General features: G+C 66.9%; 17 protein-coding genes. 13 read left to right on the forward strand and 4 right to left on the reverse strand.

What is annotated here, in order from left to right:
• The first annotated feature begins 22 nt into the window (after positions 1-22).
• The 3 genes from AC5JCN_RS06100 to AC5JCN_RS06110 all read left to right on the forward strand — a co-directional run bounded on the left by AC5JCN_RS06100 (position 23) and on the right by AC5JCN_RS06110 (position 3,157).
• Positions 23-1,354, forward strand: coding sequence for an extracellular solute-binding protein (locus AC5JCN_RS06100; protein ID WP_495754140.1), 1,332 nt, complete (start codon positions 23-25; stop codon positions 1,352-1,354).
• A 103-nt stretch (positions 1,355-1,457) separates the two neighbouring features.
• Positions 1,458-2,330 carry a carbohydrate ABC transporter permease gene (locus AC5JCN_RS06105; protein ID WP_495754180.1) on the forward strand — a complete coding sequence of 291 codons (873 nt, stop codon included), beginning with the start codon at positions 1,458-1,460 and terminating at the stop codon, positions 2,328-2,330.
• Positions 2,327-3,157, forward strand: a complete 831-nt coding sequence (locus AC5JCN_RS06110) for a carbohydrate ABC transporter permease (RefSeq protein ID WP_495754141.1) — start codon at positions 2,327-2,329, stop codon at positions 3,155-3,157. Before AC5JCN_RS06105 ends, AC5JCN_RS06110 begins: the two co-directional genes overlap by 4 nt.
• A gap of 7 nt (positions 3,158-3,164) precedes the next feature.
• Here the strand turns inward: AC5JCN_RS06110 and AC5JCN_RS06115 are convergent, their stop codons facing one another.
• The 3 genes from AC5JCN_RS06115 to AC5JCN_RS06125 form a co-directional block, all read right to left on the reverse strand.
• A complete protein-coding gene (locus AC5JCN_RS06115) occupies positions 3,165-3,890 on the reverse strand; it encodes a YoaK family protein (protein ID WP_495754181.1) in 726 nt (241 codons plus the stop codon).
• Between the two features lie 34 nt (positions 3,891-3,924).
• Positions 3,925-5,247, reverse strand: a complete 1,323-nt coding sequence (locus tag AC5JCN_RS06120; RefSeq protein ID WP_495754142.1) for an MFS family transporter — start codon at positions 5,245-5,247, stop codon at positions 3,925-3,927.
• A gap of 326 nt (positions 5,248-5,573) precedes the next feature.
• On the reverse strand, positions 5,574-6,083 hold the full coding sequence (locus tag AC5JCN_RS06125) for a TspO/MBR family protein (protein WP_495754143.1): 510 nt from the start codon (positions 6,081-6,083) through the stop codon (positions 5,574-5,576).
• 165 nt (positions 6,084-6,248) lie between these two features.
• On the opposite strand from AC5JCN_RS06125, the gene AC5JCN_RS06130 reads away from it, so the two are divergent.
• The 4 genes from AC5JCN_RS06130 (at position 6,249) to AC5JCN_RS06145 (ending at position 8,834) form a co-directional block, all read left to right on the forward strand.
• Positions 6,249-6,815, forward strand: coding sequence for a fasciclin domain-containing protein (locus AC5JCN_RS06130; protein ID WP_495754144.1), 567 nt, complete (start codon positions 6,249-6,251; stop codon positions 6,813-6,815).
• Positions 6,816-6,915: 100 nt separating this feature from the next.
• Positions 6,916-7,467 (forward strand): sigma-70 family RNA polymerase sigma factor, encoded by a 552-nt coding sequence (locus tag AC5JCN_RS06135; RefSeq protein WP_495754145.1) that lies wholly within the window; start codon positions 6,916-6,918, stop codon positions 7,465-7,467.
• Entirely contained in the window at positions 7,464-8,162 is a 699-nt protein-coding gene (locus tag AC5JCN_RS06140; protein ID WP_495754146.1) for an anti-sigma factor, read from the forward strand. Before AC5JCN_RS06135 ends, AC5JCN_RS06140 begins: the two co-directional genes overlap by 4 nt.
• A 111-nt stretch (positions 8,163-8,273) precedes the next feature.
• Positions 8,274-8,834 (forward strand): L,D-transpeptidase, encoded by a 561-nt coding sequence (locus AC5JCN_RS06145; protein WP_495754147.1) that lies wholly within the window; start codon positions 8,274-8,276, stop codon positions 8,832-8,834.
• Between the two features lie 22 nt (positions 8,835-8,856).
• Here AC5JCN_RS06145 and AC5JCN_RS06150 read toward each other — a convergent pair whose 3' ends face one another.
• Positions 8,857-9,297: a DUF1810 domain-containing protein gene (locus AC5JCN_RS06150; RefSeq protein ID WP_495754148.1), complete on the reverse strand. Its 441-nt coding sequence runs from the start codon at positions 9,295-9,297 to the stop codon at positions 8,857-8,859.
• 412 nt (positions 9,298-9,709) lie between these two features.
• On the opposite strand from AC5JCN_RS06150, the gene AC5JCN_RS06155 reads away from it, so the two are divergent.
• The 6 genes from AC5JCN_RS06155 to AC5JCN_RS06180 all read left to right on the forward strand — a co-directional run bounded on the left by AC5JCN_RS06155 (position 9,710) and on the right by AC5JCN_RS06180 (position 16,300).
• A complete protein-coding gene (locus AC5JCN_RS06155) occupies positions 9,710-10,501 on the forward strand; it encodes an HpcH/HpaI aldolase family protein (protein WP_495754149.1) in 792 nt (263 codons plus the stop codon).
• Positions 10,502-10,504: 3 nt separating this feature from the next.
• A complete protein-coding gene (locus AC5JCN_RS06160; RefSeq protein WP_495754150.1) occupies positions 10,505-11,551 on the forward strand; it encodes an NAD(P)-dependent oxidoreductase in 1,047 nt (348 codons plus the stop codon).
• Between the two features lie 84 nt (positions 11,552-11,635).
• Positions 11,636-13,303 carry an extracellular solute-binding protein gene (locus AC5JCN_RS06165; RefSeq protein WP_495754151.1) on the forward strand — a complete coding sequence of 556 codons (1,668 nt, stop codon included), beginning with the start codon at positions 11,636-11,638 and terminating at the stop codon, positions 13,301-13,303.
• Between the two features lie 96 nt (positions 13,304-13,399).
• Positions 13,400-14,332, forward strand: coding sequence for a carbohydrate ABC transporter permease (locus AC5JCN_RS06170; protein WP_495754152.1), 933 nt, complete (start codon positions 13,400-13,402; stop codon positions 14,330-14,332).
• Positions 14,329-15,183, forward strand: coding sequence for a carbohydrate ABC transporter permease (locus AC5JCN_RS06175; RefSeq protein ID WP_495754153.1), 855 nt, complete (start codon positions 14,329-14,331; stop codon positions 15,181-15,183). The genes AC5JCN_RS06170 and AC5JCN_RS06175 overlap by 4 nt, the downstream gene beginning before the upstream one ends.
• 19 nt (positions 15,184-15,202) lie before the next feature.
• Positions 15,203-16,300 (forward strand): ABC transporter ATP-binding protein, encoded by a 1,098-nt coding sequence (locus AC5JCN_RS06180; protein ID WP_495754154.1) that lies wholly within the window; start codon positions 15,203-15,205, stop codon positions 16,298-16,300.
• The last annotated feature ends 21 nt before the right edge of the window (positions 16,301-16,321 follow it).

Raw genomic sequence — 16,321 nt, forward strand, 5'->3', positions numbered from 1 at the left:
GAACAAACAGGAGGGGATGGACATGCGTGCATCAGGAATGGGAATGGCGGGGCGGGCCCTGTTCGGGGCTTTCGCACTCGCGAGCCTCGCAGCGGGCACGGCGCGCGCCGACGTGACCGTTCTCGGCTGGCCGGGCGGCCCCGAGGAAGTCGCGCTGCGCAAGGCGGCTGAGGCCTACAACGCCAAGGCGGCGGACCCCGACAAGGTGAAGCTGATCTTCTTCAACCGCGAAGGCTTCTGGGACAAGCTGCAGGCCGACATGGCGGCGGGATCGTCGGAGTTCGACGTCAACCTGACAGCGACCTATGCGGTCGGCCGTTATGCGCCCTACATGGTGCCGCTGGACCTGCCGGCCTCCGCCGCAGAGACCTTCCCGCCCAAGGTCCTCGATACGATGAAGTTCGACGGCAAGATGTACGGCGTGCCGACCGACCTGTCGTTGCACTTCATGTATTTCCGCAAGGATCTCATCGACAAGCTGCTGTCCGACGCTGCCTGGAAGGAGACCTACGGCAAGATCAGCCAGGCGAAGCTCGGCAAGGCGATGACGCCGAAGGACCCGGCCGAGTGGACGCAGGACGACTGGGCCGCGACGGCGCTGTTCTTCACCAAGTCGGTGAACCCGGACAGCCCGACGCGTTACGGCACCGTGCTGCAGATGAAGAATCTGCTCTTCAACATGATGGTCTGGCACTCGGCCGCCCGCGCCCAGGGAGCCGACTGGCGCGACGCCAGCGGCAAGATCACCGTTGACTCGCCGGCCTTCCGCAAGGGCCTCGAGCTCTACAAGATGCTCTATGACGCCGGCACGTCGCCCAAGGACTCGCTGTCCTACGAGTATGCCGAGGCCAACGCCGCCTTCGGCTCGGGCCAGGCTGCCACGATGGTGCAGTGGAACGCCGCCTACGCCGACCTCGACAACAAGGAGAAGACGCCCGCGGTCGCCGGCAAGATCGGTACGGCTCCGCCGCCGGCCGGCCCGGCCGGCCGCTTCACCCACATCCACGGCCTGGGCCTCGGCCTCAACAAGTCGTCGAAGAATCAGGCGGGAGCAATGAAGTTCCTGAACTGGCTCGCGAGCCCCGACGCCATGGTGATCTATGCCAAGGCGGGCGGCTCCCCGGCCCTGGCCGAGGGCCCGCTGAAGCAGGTCGCGGCCGACAGGCCCGACCTCGTCAAGCTGGGCGACTACGCCGCCAAGTACGGCTTCGTCATGAATGGCGGCACCTCCGCCAAGGCCCTGTCGGTCTATGAGCTGCAGGCCGAGCAGTTCACGGGCTACTGGTCGGGCCAGAAGAGCCTCGACGATGCTCTCGCGGCGACGTCCAAGGGCATGGCCGACCTCCTGAAGTGAGCAACGCGCCGGCCCCTTCCGCACGGGACGGGGCCGGCCAGCTACACGACGGGACGGCACGGTGCCGCTCGATCCCGTCCATCCCCTGTCCTATGGAGACCTGATGACACCGGCGCAGCAGAACCACCACGGCCCCGTGCTGGTCGCGCCGCTCGTGATCTTCCTGCTGGCGATGCTGGGGTTTCCGCTCGTCGCCGACCTCGTCTACAGCGTGTCCCAGGTCGACTTCCAGACGCTGCGCTCGCCGCGCTTCGTCGGCCTCGCCAATTTCACGACCGTCCTGTCGGACCCGGCCTTCTGGCAGGCATGCTGGTTCTCGCTGCGCTTCGCGCTGGCCACGGCGATCCTGCAGGTGGCGCTCGGGCTCGGGCTCGCCGTCTTCCTGGCTCCGCTGCTGGAACGCCGCCCCTGGCTCATGGCGATCCTGATGATGCCACTGATGGTGGCGCCGGCGCTCGTCGGGCTGATGTACCGGCTGATCCTGCACGAGTTCGTCGGCGTCGTGCCCTACTACCTGATGCTGTGGACAGGTGACAGCCCGGCTTTCCTCGACGCCGCCAACGCGTTCCGCACGCTCGTGGTGGTCGAGGTTCTCCAGTGGACACCGTTCGCCATTCTCATCCTCTACACGGCCTATCAGGCGATACCCGGCGCCCTGCGGGAGGCCGCACGAATGGACGGGGCGGGAGCGTGGACGCTGTTCCGGCTCGTCGAACTCCCCATCCTGATGCCGACGCTCGCCGTGACCTTCTTCATCCGCTACATCGACAGCTTCCGGGTGTTCGACAATGTGTATGTGCTGACCGGCAGCGGCGCGGGCGGATCGACGACGAGCCTCTCGATCTACATCTACAAGGCCTTCTTCAAGAGTGGCAGCATCGGCACGGCCGTGGCGGCATCCATCCTGCTGCTGGCCGCCGCGACGGCTGTGTATCTCGGGCTGACCCGGGTGGCCGGGCGGAGAGTGACGGCATGAGGCATGTCGTCCACGCCGCCCGCTGGGCGGTCTTCGTGCTCGCCGCGCTCGTGCTCAACTTCCCGGTGATCTCGACGCTGGTGACCTCGCTGAAAAGCGAGGCCGAAATCGCCGCGAGCCCCTCCCTCCTGATCCAGCAGCCGACCCTGGCGAACTATGCCCGCGTCTTCGGGATGGCGGACCGGTTCGACATCCTGCACTACCTCTGGAACAGCCTCGTGGCCTCGTCGATCGGGGCGGGGCTCGCCATCCTGCTGAGCTTTCCCGCCGCCTACGCCATCGGCCGCCATGGCTATGGGCGGCGCTGGCTGATGCCGGTGGCCGTCAACATCAGGGCCGTCCCGCTCATCATCTTCGCCATCCCGCTCTACCTGATGTACCAGGCCTTCTCGCTGCTCGACACGCGGCTGGGCCTCGGGCTCGTGCTCACCGTCGTGAACGTGCCCCTCATGCTCGTGCTGCTGGCGGGAGCCATCGCCGAGATCCCGGGTGAACTGGAGGAAGCCGCCCGCATGGACGGGGCGGGTACGGTGCAGATCCTTCGCTACGTGGTGCTGCCACTGTCCCGGGCCGTGCTCGCTTCGGCGCTCATCCTGGGCTTCATCACGGCGTGGAACGAGTTCCTGTTCGGCCTGATGCTGACGACCCGTTCGGCCGTCCCTGTCACTGTCGGCGCCTCCTTCTTCTTCGCCGCGAGTGGCGGCGGAGTGCAGTGGGGCGTGGCGGCAGCCGTGATGATGATGAGCACGCTACCTCCCGTGCTGCTGGGCGTCCTCATGTACCGGCAGATCGGCGCGTCGCTGACGGAAGGCGCCGTGAAGGGCTGAGCGGGTGCTATCGCGAGGCAGGCCGCACGAAGGCGCCCGTGGCTTCGCCCGCCAGAGTCAGTGCCGTCGCTGCCAGCGGCACGGCTAGCGCCATGGTCCCCAATCCGCGGTGCGCCCAGGCACCCGCAACGGCGCCGCCGAGAAAAGCGAGCCACAGAAGCAGGCTGACTAGCCACCGCCAGGAAGGGCCCTGGCCGTGCAGGGCGAGCGCGAGGTCGCGCGCCGCGGTGGCGAGGGTGCCCGTGACGTAGGTGATGCCGAGCCGCCGGCCGTCCTGTTCCACCATCGCCGAATTCTGGGCACCCATCGCAGCGGCCAGAACGGGCATAGACGCCGCCGCGGGTCCGCCGAGGTGCAGCACGGCGAGCGACGCAGCGAGCAGGGCCGTCACGACCGCCAGCACGAGCGTGCGGCCGTATCGCAGCGAAACCGGAGCCAGGAAGGCTCCTGTCAGCGCTCCGAGAAAGAAGGCGGCGACGATGGCGACCGGCAGCAGGGCAGGGCTGTCCGTGCCGAACGCGACGCCGATCTGCGTCGTGTTTCCGCTCATGAAGGAGACGAAGAGGCCGCCGAGTGTGAGGAAACCCACGGCGTCGACCCATCCCGCGGTGGCGGTGAGGACAAACCCCAGCGTGAGATTGGCGGCCGTGTTCAGGTCCTGTCTCCGCCGGCCATCCCTGGGCTCCCGCTCGTGCCGCGGCGGAAACTGCCCAGCATTCCGGCCGCAGTCCAGAACGGTCTGCCTGCCCGCTGCGGAAGGGGCCTGATCACTGCGTGCCGTGGCCTTGGAGGTACCCGCCCTTGCGGGCGTCCGGCATGGCGAGCGTCACGAGGAAGCCGATGACCATCATGCCCGTGACGTACCAGAAGAAGGCACTCTCGATGCCGGCCTGCTTGAACCAGAGCGCGACGTACTCGGCCGTGCCGCCGAACAGGGCGTTGCCCAGCGCATAGGCGAAGCCGACGCCCAGGGCCCGGATTTCCGGAGGAAAGAGCTCGGCTTTCACGATGCCGCTGATCGACGTGTAGAGGCTGACGACGGCCAGCGCGATCGTGGCGAGGGCGAAGGCGGCGACCGGCGACCCCGTTTTGCCGATGGCGGTCATCAGGGGGACTGTCATGATTGCCGCCAGTGCCGTGAACAGGCGCATCGAGGTGCGCCGGCCGATGCGATCAGACAGGGCGCCGAACGGTGGCTGCATCAACATGTAGACGAGCAGTACCACCGTCATCGTGTTGGTCGCGGTGGCGGGGGAGAAGCCCGCCGTGTTGACCAGGTACTTCTGCATGTAGGTGGTGAACGTGTAGAAGATCAGCGATCCGCCTGCCGTGAACCCCAGCACGATGAGGAAAGCCTTCCGGTTCTCCGGAACACGGAAGATTGCTCCGAACGTCCCAGCCCCCGCACGGCTGCGCGTCTCCTCGGTCGACGTTTCGTGGAGCGAGCTGCGCAGGTAGAGCGCCACCACTGCGGCGACCGCCCCGATGGCGAAGGGCACGCGCCATCCCCACGCCCTCAGCTCCGCTTCGTCGAGGAAGAGCTGCATCACGACCAGCACCAGCGTCGCGAGAAGCTGCCCGCCGATCAGCGTGACGTACTGGAACGAGCTGAAGAACCCGCGGCGGCCGCCTATCGCAACCTCGCTCATGTAGGTCGCGCTCGTTCCGTACTCGCCGCCGACCGACAGGCCCTGCAGCAGCCGCACGAGCAGGAGGAGCACCGGGGCGGCCACGCCGATCGTGGCGTAGGTCGGCAGCACGGCGATGGCCAGCGAGCCCGCACACATCATCGACACGGAGATCAGCATGGAGGTGCGGCGGCCCAGCCTGTCGGCCAGCGTGCCGAAGATCCAGCTGCCGATGGGGCGCATCAGGAAGCCGGCCGCGAAGATCCCGGCCGCGTTCAGCAATTGCGAGGTCTGGTCACCCTTGGGGAAGAAGGCCGGCGCGAAATAGAGAGCGCAGAACGAGTAGACGTAAAAGTCGTACCATTCGACGAGATTGCCAGACGCGGCGCCGACGATGGCCTTGATGCGGTTGCGGGTGTCGTGCGGATCGAGGGCGGGTGTGACCGCGACCGTCTCGTCCATTTCGCATACTCCCTGCGCCCTGTGCCCCTTCAACGTCAGTGGATGACGCTCAGGCCGCGCTTGCGGTTCCGCGTGCGGTGCGGACCTGCCGCCGGCTCGAGGCCTCCGCCGACGCCGCATCGGCGATGATCACTTTGCGCACCTCTGATTGCAAAAGATTCGACCGCACGCGTTAGGCGGCCGTTAACCGCGGCGGGAGAGATTTTGGTCATGGCCATCCTCGTCGCAGTCGCAACCGTCTACGCCGCGCTCGTGATCTTTATGGGTGCAGCCTTCGTGCTCGCGCGCAAGGCCGACGACGCCGCCAATTCCTGACTGCCCGGAATTCAGCCGGGCTGGTTGCGCTCCCGGATGTCCTCCGTCATCAGCCCGCCAAAGATGCTCCACAGCGCGAACGGCACCGCGCAGGCGGCTGCGGCGGTATCGACACGCGCGGCTCGCTCGATGTGCGCGGCCGCTGAAGCCACCAGCGCCGCCGACACGACCGCGCCGCCGAGCGGGCTCCGCTCGCCGAAAAACGCCTTGGCCCAGCCTGTGACGAGGGCGATGTCGGTTGCCCAGAAGCCGAGAGCCGCGTCCCGCTCCGGGCTGCGAGGCGAGGTCATAAGGCGATACGCGCCGTAGGAGTGGAGAAGCTGCAGGGCCGGCCAGATGGCACCGAACAGCGGGTCCGGCGGCTTGTAGGACGGCTTGTCGAGGTGCGCGTACCACGAGGCGATGCGGGGGTGCGTGGGGTCCGGCGAGTAGCGCCGGGCAACGATGCCGGCCAATCCGAGGACGCCGGCGATCGCAATGGCGGCGGCCGGGCCCGGGACCCGGCCCTGGTCGAGTGTCATGTCCGAAACCCTCCTGGGGAGCAGGACACAGCAAACCCGTCGCTTCATCGTTGGTTCGCCACGCCGGGCTGGATCACCCAAAACCGGGGTCTGAAACTTTTCCGAGAACGCTCCCGTACCGTCTTTCACCCGGATCTTTCCGGGAGAGACCATAGGAGAGCATCCATGCGTGCCGAAACCTGGAAGACAGTCGCCTTCGCCCTTGTCCTGGCCGGGACGTCAGCGATCGCGTCCGGCGCTGCTGCAAAGACCGTGATGGTCGGCGGTGCCCCGATGTACCCGTCGAAGACCATCGTCGAGAACGCCGTCAACTCGAAGGACCACACGACCCTCGTTGCCGCCGTGAAGGCTGCAGGGCTCGTTGACACCCTGTCCGGACCGGGCCCCTTTACGGTTTTCGCGCCCACCAACAAGGCCTTTGCCAAGCTGCCGGCCGGCACGGTGGACAGCCTCGTCGAGCCGCAGAACAAGGGGACGCTGACCAAAGTGCTCACCTACCACGTCGTGCCCGGCGCCCTGACGGCGCAGGATCTCCAGCGCATGGTTCGCGACGGCGGCGGCAAGGCCGAGCTCAAGACGGTACAGGGCGAGACACTGACGGTTCTGCCAGGAAAGTCCGGCAAGACCCTTTTCGTGGAGGACGCCAAGGGCAACGAGGCACGCGTCACCATCGCCAACGTGATGCAGTCGAACGGAGTGATCCACGTCGTCGACACGGTCCTGATGCCCTGATCAGAGGCGAGGCGGGCGCGCAGCGCGCCTGCCTCTCTCTTTTTCCGATCCGGCGGCGGCTGGCGCGCGTAAGCTGCTCCCGGGGTACATCGGAGTCGACGTGAAAGCTCAATCCGAGCAACTGGCCGACTTGCTCGTGCGGACGGGCAGGGCAGACCGCCTTGCGTTCCGCCAGCTCTATGAAGCCACCGCGCCGAAGATCTTCGGCGTGATCCTGCGCATCGTCCGCAATCGAACGACGGGCGAGGAGGTCCTGCAGGACGTCTATCTCAGGCTCTGGCAAAAGGCGGCAACGTATCAGCCGGACGCAGGGCCGCCCATGCCTTGGCTCAACACAATCGCCCGGCGCTGCGCAATCGACGTCATGCGCCGGAAGACTCCCGAGGTCACGACGTCCAGCGGCGATGGCGAAGATTGGCTCGCCCAACTCAGTGACGGCCGGGATGCCGAGACCGATATCACGGACAGGTCGTCTCTCCAGCGCTGCCTGTCGCGGCTGGAACCCGACCTTCGGACCTGCATCGTCCTGGCCTATTGTGAGGGGCGTTCGCGCGAGGAACTGGCCGAACAGTATGCAAGGCCGGCCAATACCATCAAGACCTGGCTCCGCCGTGGCCTGATGTCCCTCAAGGAGTGCCTGGACACGCCATGACGAGCGAGGAAGCAAGAGATCTGGCAGGCGAGTATGTCCTCGGCACGCTGAGCGCGTCCGAACGGGCGGCCTTCGAGGCTGAGGCCGCCCGGGATCCCGCGTTGCGCGCACTCGTACGGGATTGGGAAGCCAGGCTGATGCCTCTCTCGGACAGTGTTCCCCCCGTCCAGCCGGACTCCAGGGTTTGGCGCGCCATCGCCGCCGCGGCGGGGCTCGACATCCCCGCACAGGACTCAGCCGTCGTGGCCCTGCGGAGCGCGGTGCGGTTCTGGCGAACGGCCGCGGTCGGCATGGGAGCACTGGCAGCGGCGCTGCTCGCCGGCTTCCTGATCGAGCGTTTCGCCTCCACCCGGCCGGACGGCGACCGCTTCGTCGCAGCGATCAACAGGGGCGGGGACCAGCCGGCGCTCATCATCACCGTCGACTTGGCGACGCAGACCGTCGCGATCCGGCCGGTTGCACTCGAGACGCCCGCCGGCAAGAGCCTCGAGCTCTGGTCCGTGACGGATGGCCGACCGCCCGCATCCCTCGGCGTCATCGGCGAAGGCGGCGCGCGGCTCCCCGACAGCAAGGTCCTCCAGGGCAACCGGCCGGAGAGCCTGACCTTCGCGGTTTCCGTCGAGCCGCAGGGCGGTTCGCCGACGGGTGCGCCGACCGGACCGGTGGTTTATTCGGGCAAGCTCGTGAAGGAGTAGCGCGCGCGTTCCGGCCCGGCGCCAGAATTCGGACGCAATGGCGGCCAATGTGCGCACTCCCGCTTCGCCCGCAGCCGGAGGCGAACGCAGGATGCGAGGAGTTTTCGCCGCATGAAGCGTTTGCTTGTTGCCTGTCTCGCCCTCATGGCCTTGGTCCCGCCCGCATCGGCGGCGAACGACCCCTTTCTCAGCGGACCGCTGGCGGACTTCCTCGACATCTTCCGTCAGGAGGCGATCCCACGCCGCGAGATCGCGTGGAACAACCCCTATGCGGCGGGGACGGTGGTCGTCTCCACCTCGCGCCGCCGGCTCTGGCTGATCAAGGGCAAGGACCGCGCGATCGAGTATGGCGTGGGGGTAGGACGCGAGGGCTTCACATGGTCCGGCGCCAAGACCGTGACCATGAAGAAGGAATGGCCGTCGTGGCGGCCCCCGGAGCAGATGCTGCGACGCCGCCCGGACCTGCCGCGCTACATGCCGGGCGGGATCGACAATCCGCTCGGCGCGCGGGCGCTCTACCTCGGCTCCAGCATGTACAGGATCCACGGCTCCAACGAGCCGGACACGATCGGCGCGGCCGTGTCGTCCGGCTGCATCCGCATGACGAACCGGGACGTGACCCACCTCTACGAGCGAGTGCGTATCGGGGCGAAGGTGGTCGTCATTCCCTGACGTATCTCGCCGGGACGCTTCGTCAGGACTGTCCGAGCAGCGCCAGCGTCCGGGGGTCTCGCTCGCCGCCGTAGAACGCCGAGACGGCCTCTCCGAAAAGCTCCCTGTCGTCGGCATCGGTGGCTGCGGCCTCGAACAGGGTGAGGCAGGAGCGGAACTTCATGTCGTCCGGCGAGCCCAGGATGGCACGCGCCGACCGGCCGCGATGGCGCAGCATTGTGCGGACATTGTCGCGCAACCTCGCGCCGAGGACGGGATGGGCCAGCCAGGCTCGCGCCTCGTCCAGCCCGGAAAGGGCGTAGAACCGGGCCGTCGGGGATGACCCGAGACCGTCGAGCTGCGGAAACACGAACCACATCCAGTGGCTGGCCTTGCGGCCCGCCGCGAGTTCGGACGCGACAGCGTCGAGGACGGCGTCCTGAGCTGAAACGAAGCGATCGAGATCGGGACTGCTCGCGTTCATTTGAGAGAGGTGGCGCGATGGGGAACAGGGTCAAGGGTCGAAGCCCCACTTCGAACGTCGGTCACGAGCGGGGCGCCCGGGCCCCACTCCAATGCCGCTGCATAGGACATCACTGCTCGCCTGCCCCTGCTGCAGCAGCGATGTTCGCCGCGAGGTGCAGCCGGATGCTCCGGCCAGCACGGCGGATGCAGGCCTGGACTGCACGCGACGGCTTGCCGCATAGGCTGCCGTCGTATAGTCATCAGACCAGTCTGGAGCGAGCCGCAACGGATTCCCTTCCCAGGGCAGTCCACCAGCAGGACAGCGGATGCACGGCCCCGCCGCAAAGCATCCCGCCGGGAGCGTGTCTCCCGGGTCATGCAGGCAATGACGGCCGCCTGGGGTAGGAAGCTCGACCTCCGGGGAGGACGTCTTGGCCGAGACCATGAAGGCGCTGTGCGCGTCCCGAGGGCACAAGTTCGGGCATTTCATCGTCGAATTTGCTACGCCCGGCATCGGGCATATCCTGAAGAACGCCGGCTGCGACTTCGTCCTCTTCGACACCGAGCACTCCGGCTTCGGCTTCGAGACGATGAAGAGCGCCGTGCGCTACTTCGAGGCCGCCCGCCTTCCGGCCATCATGCGCGTCCCGTCGAAGGAGTACCACCACATGGCCCGCGCCGCCGACATGGGCGCCGAAGCCATCATGGTGCCGATGGTCGATACGGCCGAGGAAGCCGAGGCGCTCGTCTCCTACCTCAAATACACTCCGCGCGGACACCGGGGCGTGGCGCTGGGCGTCGCGCACGACAATTACGGCGGCTCGGGGCCGGTGAATGCGAGGCTGCAGGCGGCGAATGACCGGACCTGCTTCGTCGCGCTGATCGAGACGGCGTCAGGGATCGAGCACATCGACGCCATTGCCGCCGTGGATGGCGTGGACCTGCTCTGGGTGGGGCATTTCGACCTGTCCTCGTCCCTCGGCATCCCGGGAGAGTTCGAGCACCCCCGCTTTCTCGACGCGATCGACCGCGTGGTGCGCGCTGCCAAGGCTAATGGGAAGGCGCTCGGCCGGCTGGTCCCGGACGCGAAGACCGGTGTCGAGTATGCGCGGCTTGGCTTCGACTTCATCTGCTGGTCCGGCGATGTATGGGCGCTGCAGGCGGCGATCCGGGGCGGCATCGGCGAGATGAAAGCCGGGCTCGGCATCGAAGGGGGAGCCTGAGCCATGGCCCCGTTCCGCGTCGCCATCAGTGGAGATTTCCAGAAGGCGGACGGAACGCCCGCCTTCCCGATGTGGGACCTCACGCCGCTCAGGACGACGCCCGGCGTCGAGTTCACCTATGTCCCGCCTGTCGATGGCCGGATGCGGGGCGAGGACCTCGCCGGCTTCGACGCACTCATCCTGCTCGCGGTGAAGTTCGACGCGGGCAGCGTCCCGCCGGACGGCCGGCTGGCGGTCGTGGCCCGCTTCGGTGTCGGCTATGACAGTGTCGACGTGGACGCCTGCACGAAGGCGGGCATCGCAGTCGTCATCACTCCCGACGGGGTCCGCCGGCCGGTTGCGGTGACCATTCTCACCCTCGCGCTGGCGCTGGCGAGCAAGCTCTTCGTCAAGGACAGGCTGACGCGCCAGGGTCCGGACGGCTGGTCGAGGCGCGCCGAACACATGGGCATGGGGCTCACGGGCCGTACGTTTGCCCAGCTCGGCGTTGGAAACATCGGCGCCGAGACGTTCCGTCTCTTTGCCCCGCTCGACATGCGCTTCATCGCCCATGACCCCTATGTCGATGCCGCGGCTGCCAAGGCCCTGGGCGTCGAGATGGTGGATATCGAGACGCTGTTCCGAGAGGCGGACATTCTCTCCGTCAGTGTTCCACTCACCGAGGGGACGCGCGGCCTCGTCGGTGACCGGCTGATCGGGCTGATGAAGCCGACCGCGTACCTCATCAACACGGCGCGCGGGCCCGTGGTCGACCAGAAGGCGCTCACCGCTGCGCTGCAAAAAGGGCTGATCGCCGGGGCCGGGCTCGACGTCTTCGAGGTCGAGCCGACGCCGGCCGACGAGCCGTTGCTGAAGCTCGACAACGTCATCGTCACGCCGCACGCTCTGTGCTGGACGGACGAGTGCTTTGCCCAGATCGGGGCTGCCGACGTCCGTGCCGTACTCGCGGTGCGGTCGGGTGAGGTGCCGGTCGGGGTCGTCAACCGCGCGGTGCTCGACAGCGAAAGCTGGCGGGCTCGCCTCGCGGCCTACAAGGGCGCCGCCGGCTAGTCCGGTAAGGCGGCAAAAAAGAAGACGGGGAGGGGTGGGGACAGGAGCACCGCGCAAGCGGGCTACAAGGAGGGAGGATCCGACATGGATGAACGCGAGAAACGCGATTTCAACGCCGGTCTGGAAGCCGACGTAGATGCCTGGCTGAGAGGCGAACCGACTCGCCGCGACTTCATCAAGCGCTTCGGACAAATGTCCGGAATGATTGCCCTGGGTGGCACGATGGGGGCCGGGCTCCCGGTCTTCGTGCAGGGTGCACTGGCACAGGCCGCCGTCGACCTCGCCGATGCCAGCACGCCGCTCGGCCAGGCCCAGGCCGCCGCCATGAAGGCGTCGACGGAGGGGCCGGCCGACGGTTCCGCTTTCCGGGCGGTGCAGGCGGCCAAGAAATTCCCCGGCGTCACCCTCAACATGACCTACGAGGCCGGACTGCAGGCGCTCGACCCCCGCAACTTCTCCGGACCAGTCTGGGAGCAGCTCACGGGCATCAAGAGCAACGTGGTCGAGCTCTCGCATCCCGACCAGTACTCCAAGCCGATCGCCGAGCACATCGCCGGCTCCGGCGCCTACGACATCCTCGACATCGAGCCGGCCTGGACGCCTTCGCTCGCCGACGGCGGCGTCATCGCGCCGCTCGACGAGTACATCGCCAAATACATGAACAAGGCGGATCTCGAGGACTATCATCCCCTTTACAAGGCGCTGCCGACCTACAAGGGCAAGATCTGGGGCTTCTTCGACGACGGCGACATGTTCGCCCTCTACTACCGCAAGGACGTGTTCGACGACCCCAAGCTGAAGGACGCGTACCAGAAGAAGTTCGGCAAGGCTCTGGAAGTCCCGAAGACGTGGGAGGACTACGCCCAGGTGGCGCAGTTCATCACCGACCAGATGGCGCCGAACATCTACGGTGCCGCGCATTTCCGCAAGGCCGGAGCTCCCGGCAACCAGTACGACTTCCTGCAGCAGTTCCGGGCCAATGGCGGCAAGTTCTTCGACGCGAACATGAAGGCGCAGCTCGCGTCTCCGGAAGGCGTGAAGACGCTGCAGAACATGATCGCCGCCAACAAGGCCTCGCTGCCCGGAAACAACGAGCTCGACGCCGTCTCGGTGTGGGTCGCCTGGCTGCAGGGCAAGGTGGCGATGATCTACTCGTGGCCACCCACGGGACGCATGAGCGCGAACTACTCGCAGAGCGCGAAGGCAATCAACTTCGTCCCGCAATCCACGGTGGCGGACAAGATCGGCTATGCCCTGGTGCCGGGCAATCCGGAGCATGCGACGGGTTACAACAAGGCGCTGGCGGCGGACTCGGCCAACGCCGAGGCGGCCTACCTCTTCATGCAGTGGGCGACGTCACCACCCGTGTCGCTGGCGCGCTGCATGCTGCCCTACTCGCTGCGCGATCCATACCGGATGTCGCATTTCAAGTCGCCGCTCTACCAGCAGCTCTGGCCGGGCGCGAAGGACTACCTCTCCAACCTTGCTCTGTCGGCGAACCGCGGCCTGCTCGATATGATCATGCCGGGCTGGCAGGACTATGCGCTGACCATCGACCGCATGTGCACCTCCGTGTGGGCCGGCACCGACCCGCAGCAGGCGTTGCAGACGGCCGCCGCCGAGTGGGACACGACGACGGAACGTCTCGGCGTCGACTCGCAGAAAGCGTTCTTCGCCGAATACCAGAAGCTGCCCGGCTCCTCGGCCGACCATACGGTCGAGAAGATGGGCATGGCGGTGAAGCTCGACTGACGAGGGGAGGCGGCATCGCCGCCTTCCACTCCTTCGCATGGCGGCCCGGGGCGAAGGTCCCGGGCCGCTCCTCGCCTGAACCCCGGTAAGGATGCGATGACCGACACCTCCCTCGGACGGCACGACGGACGGCGCCGCGCGTCGGGCTTCTCGGAATGGATGGAGCGCAATTTCCGTTTTCTCCTCGTCGCGCCCGCGGTCCTGCTGATCCTGGCCCTGTCGGTCTATCCGCTGCTGTTCTCGGTCTGGGTCGCCTTCGTCAACTACGACTTCACGGTCCCCGGCCACGCCTTCGTGGGCCTCAAGAACTTCTCCATGGTGGTGTCGGATCCGGTGGCGCGGTGGTCCGTCGTCGTCACCGCGATCCTGTCGGTGGCGAGCGTCGCCGTCGAGTTTCTGCTGGGCCTCGCGCTGGCGATGGCAATGGTGAAGAGCTTCCGGGGGCGAGGGCTGGTGATGTCGATCATCATCATCCCGCTCTTCATCAGCCCCGTGATCGTCGGCCAGGCCTGGGCGCTGATGCTGCAGCGGCCTTTCGGTCCGACGAATTACCTGCTCGGGCTGCTCACGGGGCACGAGGTGACCATCAGCTGGCTCACCCAGACGCCCTGGAACTTCATCGCGCTCGTGGTGGCGGATGCGTGGCAGTGGACGCCCTTCATGTTCGTCATCCTGCTGGCAGGGCTCACCTCGGTGCCGCAGCACATCTACGAGGCGGCCGAGCTCGACGGGGTGAGCAGCTGGGACACGTTCTGGTTCATCACCGTCCCGCATATCGCGCCGATGATGCTGCTGGCGCTGACCTTCCGCCTGCTGGACGCCATCAAGCTCTTCGACACGATCTTCATGATGACGGGCGGCGGGCCGGGCACGCAGACCTACAGCGCGTCGTTCTACCTCTACACGGTCGGCTTCCAGCAATTCCACCTGTCGCAGGCGACGGCGGGAAGCTGGATCTTCCTCGCCATCACGCTGGCGGTCGTCGTGCTTCTTGTCCGCCGCCTGCTGAGGCCGGAGGCCGCACGATGAGTGCCGCGACAGCACCGGCGCGCCGCTCGCGCAAGAAGAGCCGCTGGCCCATCGGGCGCATCCTCTTCATCGGGCTGTGGCTCGTCTTCGTTTTGGCGCCGCTCTACTGGGTGTTCGTCACCTCGATCAAGCCGAGTGACGACTATCTCGCCAACCCGCCCGTCTGGTTTCCCGACAAGCCGACGATCAGTCACTACACGGCGGCTCTCTTCGCCTATCGGGGCCTGCAGGGACTGGTGAACAGCCTGATCGTCGCGTCGGCCGCCACGTTCGCCTCGACGGTGCTGGGCACGCTGATGGCCTACAGCCTCGCCCGCTTCAACACGGGAGGCCAGCATCTCTCGTTCTGGGTGCTGTCGCAGCGCTTCCTGCCGCCCGTCGCGACAGTGCTGCCGATCTTCCTCATCTACCGGACCGTCGGGCTCCACGACACGCGGTTCGGCCTCATCATCGCCTACACCGTGTTCACGCTCCCGGTGACGGTCTGGATGATGTTCGCCTATTTCCGGCAGTTGCCGACCTCGCTCGAGGAGGCGGCGCAGGTGGACGGCTGCACGCGCTGGCAGTCCCTGGTCAGGGTCGCGATCCCGCTAGCCGCGCCCGGTATCGTCGCAGCCGCCGTGTTCGCCTTCATCGCCTGCTGGACGGAGTTCTTCTTCGCGCTGGTGCTGACGAGCCGCAACGCCTTCACCCTGCCTACGGTGTTTCGCGCCTTCATCGGCTTCCAGGGGGCGCAGTACGGCGAGGCGAGCGCGCTGGCGATCGTGTCGCTTGCGCCGTCAATCATCCTCGGGACGCTGGCCCAGAACCATCTCGTGCGTGGCCTGACGCTCGGCGCGGTGCGCGGCTGAAACCCGGAAAGCGGAGCTCATGGCGGACGTCAAGATCACCGGATTGCACAAGCGCTACGGGAGCTTCCACGCCCTGCGGGGTGTCGACCTCGACATTGCGGATGGCGAGTTCGCCGTTCTCGTCGGGCCGTCCGGTTGCGGCAAGAGCACGCTCCTGCGCAGCATCGCGGGTCTGGAGGATGTCTCGGACGGCACCATCGCCATCGAGGGGGAAGTCGTGAACGACATCCGCCCGCGTGACCGCGACGTGGCGATGGTATTCCAGGACTATGCGCTCTACCCGCATCTGTCCGTCTTCAACAATATCGGGTTCGGTCTCAGGGCGAGGAAGTTTCCCAAGGACGAGATCGCGCGGCGGGTCGAACGCGCGGCGAAGATGCTGGGCATACAGGCGCTCCTCGAGCGGTACCCCCGCCAGCTTTCGGGCGGCCAGCGCCAGCGCGTCGCCATCGGCCGGGCGATCGTCCGCAACCCCCGCATCTTTCTCTTCGACGAGCCACTCTCCAACCTCGACGCGCAGCTTCGCGACGAGATGCGCACCGAGATCAAGCGCCTTCACCAGGAGCTCGGAGTCACGATGATCTACGTGACGCACGACCAGATCGAAGCCATGACGCTGGCCGACCGTATCGTCGTGCTGAAAGACGGGATCATCGAACAGCAGGGCAGCCCGCTCGAGCTTTACGAGAAGCCGCGCACGCGCTTCGTGGCGGGATTCATCGGCTCTCCACAGATGAACTTCCTCCCGGGCGAAATCGTCACCGAGGGCGCGGGCGAGGGCGTTCGATTGCAGGACGGTTCCGTGCTGCCCCTGTCCGCCAGAAGCGGCAAGCCCGCTGGATCATCCGTCGTGCTCGGGCTCCGGCCGAACCACATCCAGCACGCCGGCTCGTCGGGGCCAGCCCCGGGCCATGTTCGCCGGAGCGTCAAGGTGGACCTCATCCAGCCCACCGGAGCGCGGAGCCTCGTGGATTTCCGGCTCGGCGGCACGGAGGTGACCGCCGAGATGGGGGCCTACGATGCGATGCGCCCCGGGCAGGACCTTTCCGTGGACATCGAGATGCAAAAGGCAATCCTGATCGACGGCGCGAGCGGAACAGTGCTTGGCGCCGTTTGATCGAAGGCGGTGCGCGCAGCG

Source organism: Alsobacter sp., assembly GCF_059501845.1.

What these genes read in the sequence shown, in the direction of transcription:
- AC5JCN_RS06140 (WP_495754146.1), top strand. Translation starts at nt 7,464, where the DNA reads ATGACGAGCGAGGAAGCAAGAGATCTGGCAGGCGAGTATGTCCTCGGC.
- AC5JCN_RS06175 (WP_495754153.1), top strand. Translation starts at nt 14,329, where the DNA reads ATGAGTGCCGCGACAGCACCGGCGCGCCGCTCGCGCAAGAAGAGCCGC.
- AC5JCN_RS06150 (WP_495754148.1), bottom strand. Translation starts at nt 9,297, where the DNA reads ATGAACGCGAGCAGTCCCGATCTCGATCGCTTCGTTTCAGCTCAGGAC.
- AC5JCN_RS06160 (WP_495754150.1), top strand. Translation starts at nt 10,505, where the DNA reads ATGGCCCCGTTCCGCGTCGCCATCAGTGGAGATTTCCAGAAGGCGGAC.
- AC5JCN_RS06130 (WP_495754144.1), top strand. Translation starts at nt 6,249, where the DNA reads ATGCGTGCCGAAACCTGGAAGACAGTCGCCTTCGCCCTTGTCCTGGCC.
- AC5JCN_RS06165 (WP_495754151.1), top strand. Translation starts at nt 11,636, where the DNA reads ATGGATGAACGCGAGAAACGCGATTTCAACGCCGGTCTGGAAGCCGAC.
- AC5JCN_RS06120 (WP_495754142.1), bottom strand. Translation starts at nt 5,247, where the DNA reads ATGGACGAGACGGTCGCGGTCACACCCGCCCTCGATCCGCACGACACC.
- AC5JCN_RS06125 (WP_495754143.1), bottom strand. Translation starts at nt 6,083, where the DNA reads ATGACACTCGACCAGGGCCGGGTCCCGGGCCCGGCCGCCGCCATTGCG.
- AC5JCN_RS06145 (WP_495754147.1), top strand. Translation starts at nt 8,274, where the DNA reads ATGAAGCGTTTGCTTGTTGCCTGTCTCGCCCTCATGGCCTTGGTCCCG.
- AC5JCN_RS06110 (WP_495754141.1), top strand. Translation starts at nt 2,327, where the DNA reads ATGAGGCATGTCGTCCACGCCGCCCGCTGGGCGGTCTTCGTGCTCGCC.
- AC5JCN_RS06105 (WP_495754180.1), top strand. Translation starts at nt 1,458, where the DNA reads ATGACACCGGCGCAGCAGAACCACCACGGCCCCGTGCTGGTCGCGCCG.
- AC5JCN_RS06100 (WP_495754140.1), top strand. Translation starts at nt 23, where the DNA reads ATGCGTGCATCAGGAATGGGAATGGCGGGGCGGGCCCTGTTCGGGGCT.
- AC5JCN_RS06180 (WP_495754154.1), top strand. Translation starts at nt 15,203, where the DNA reads ATGGCGGACGTCAAGATCACCGGATTGCACAAGCGCTACGGGAGCTTC.
- AC5JCN_RS06170 (WP_495754152.1), top strand. Translation starts at nt 13,400, where the DNA reads ATGACCGACACCTCCCTCGGACGGCACGACGGACGGCGCCGCGCGTCG.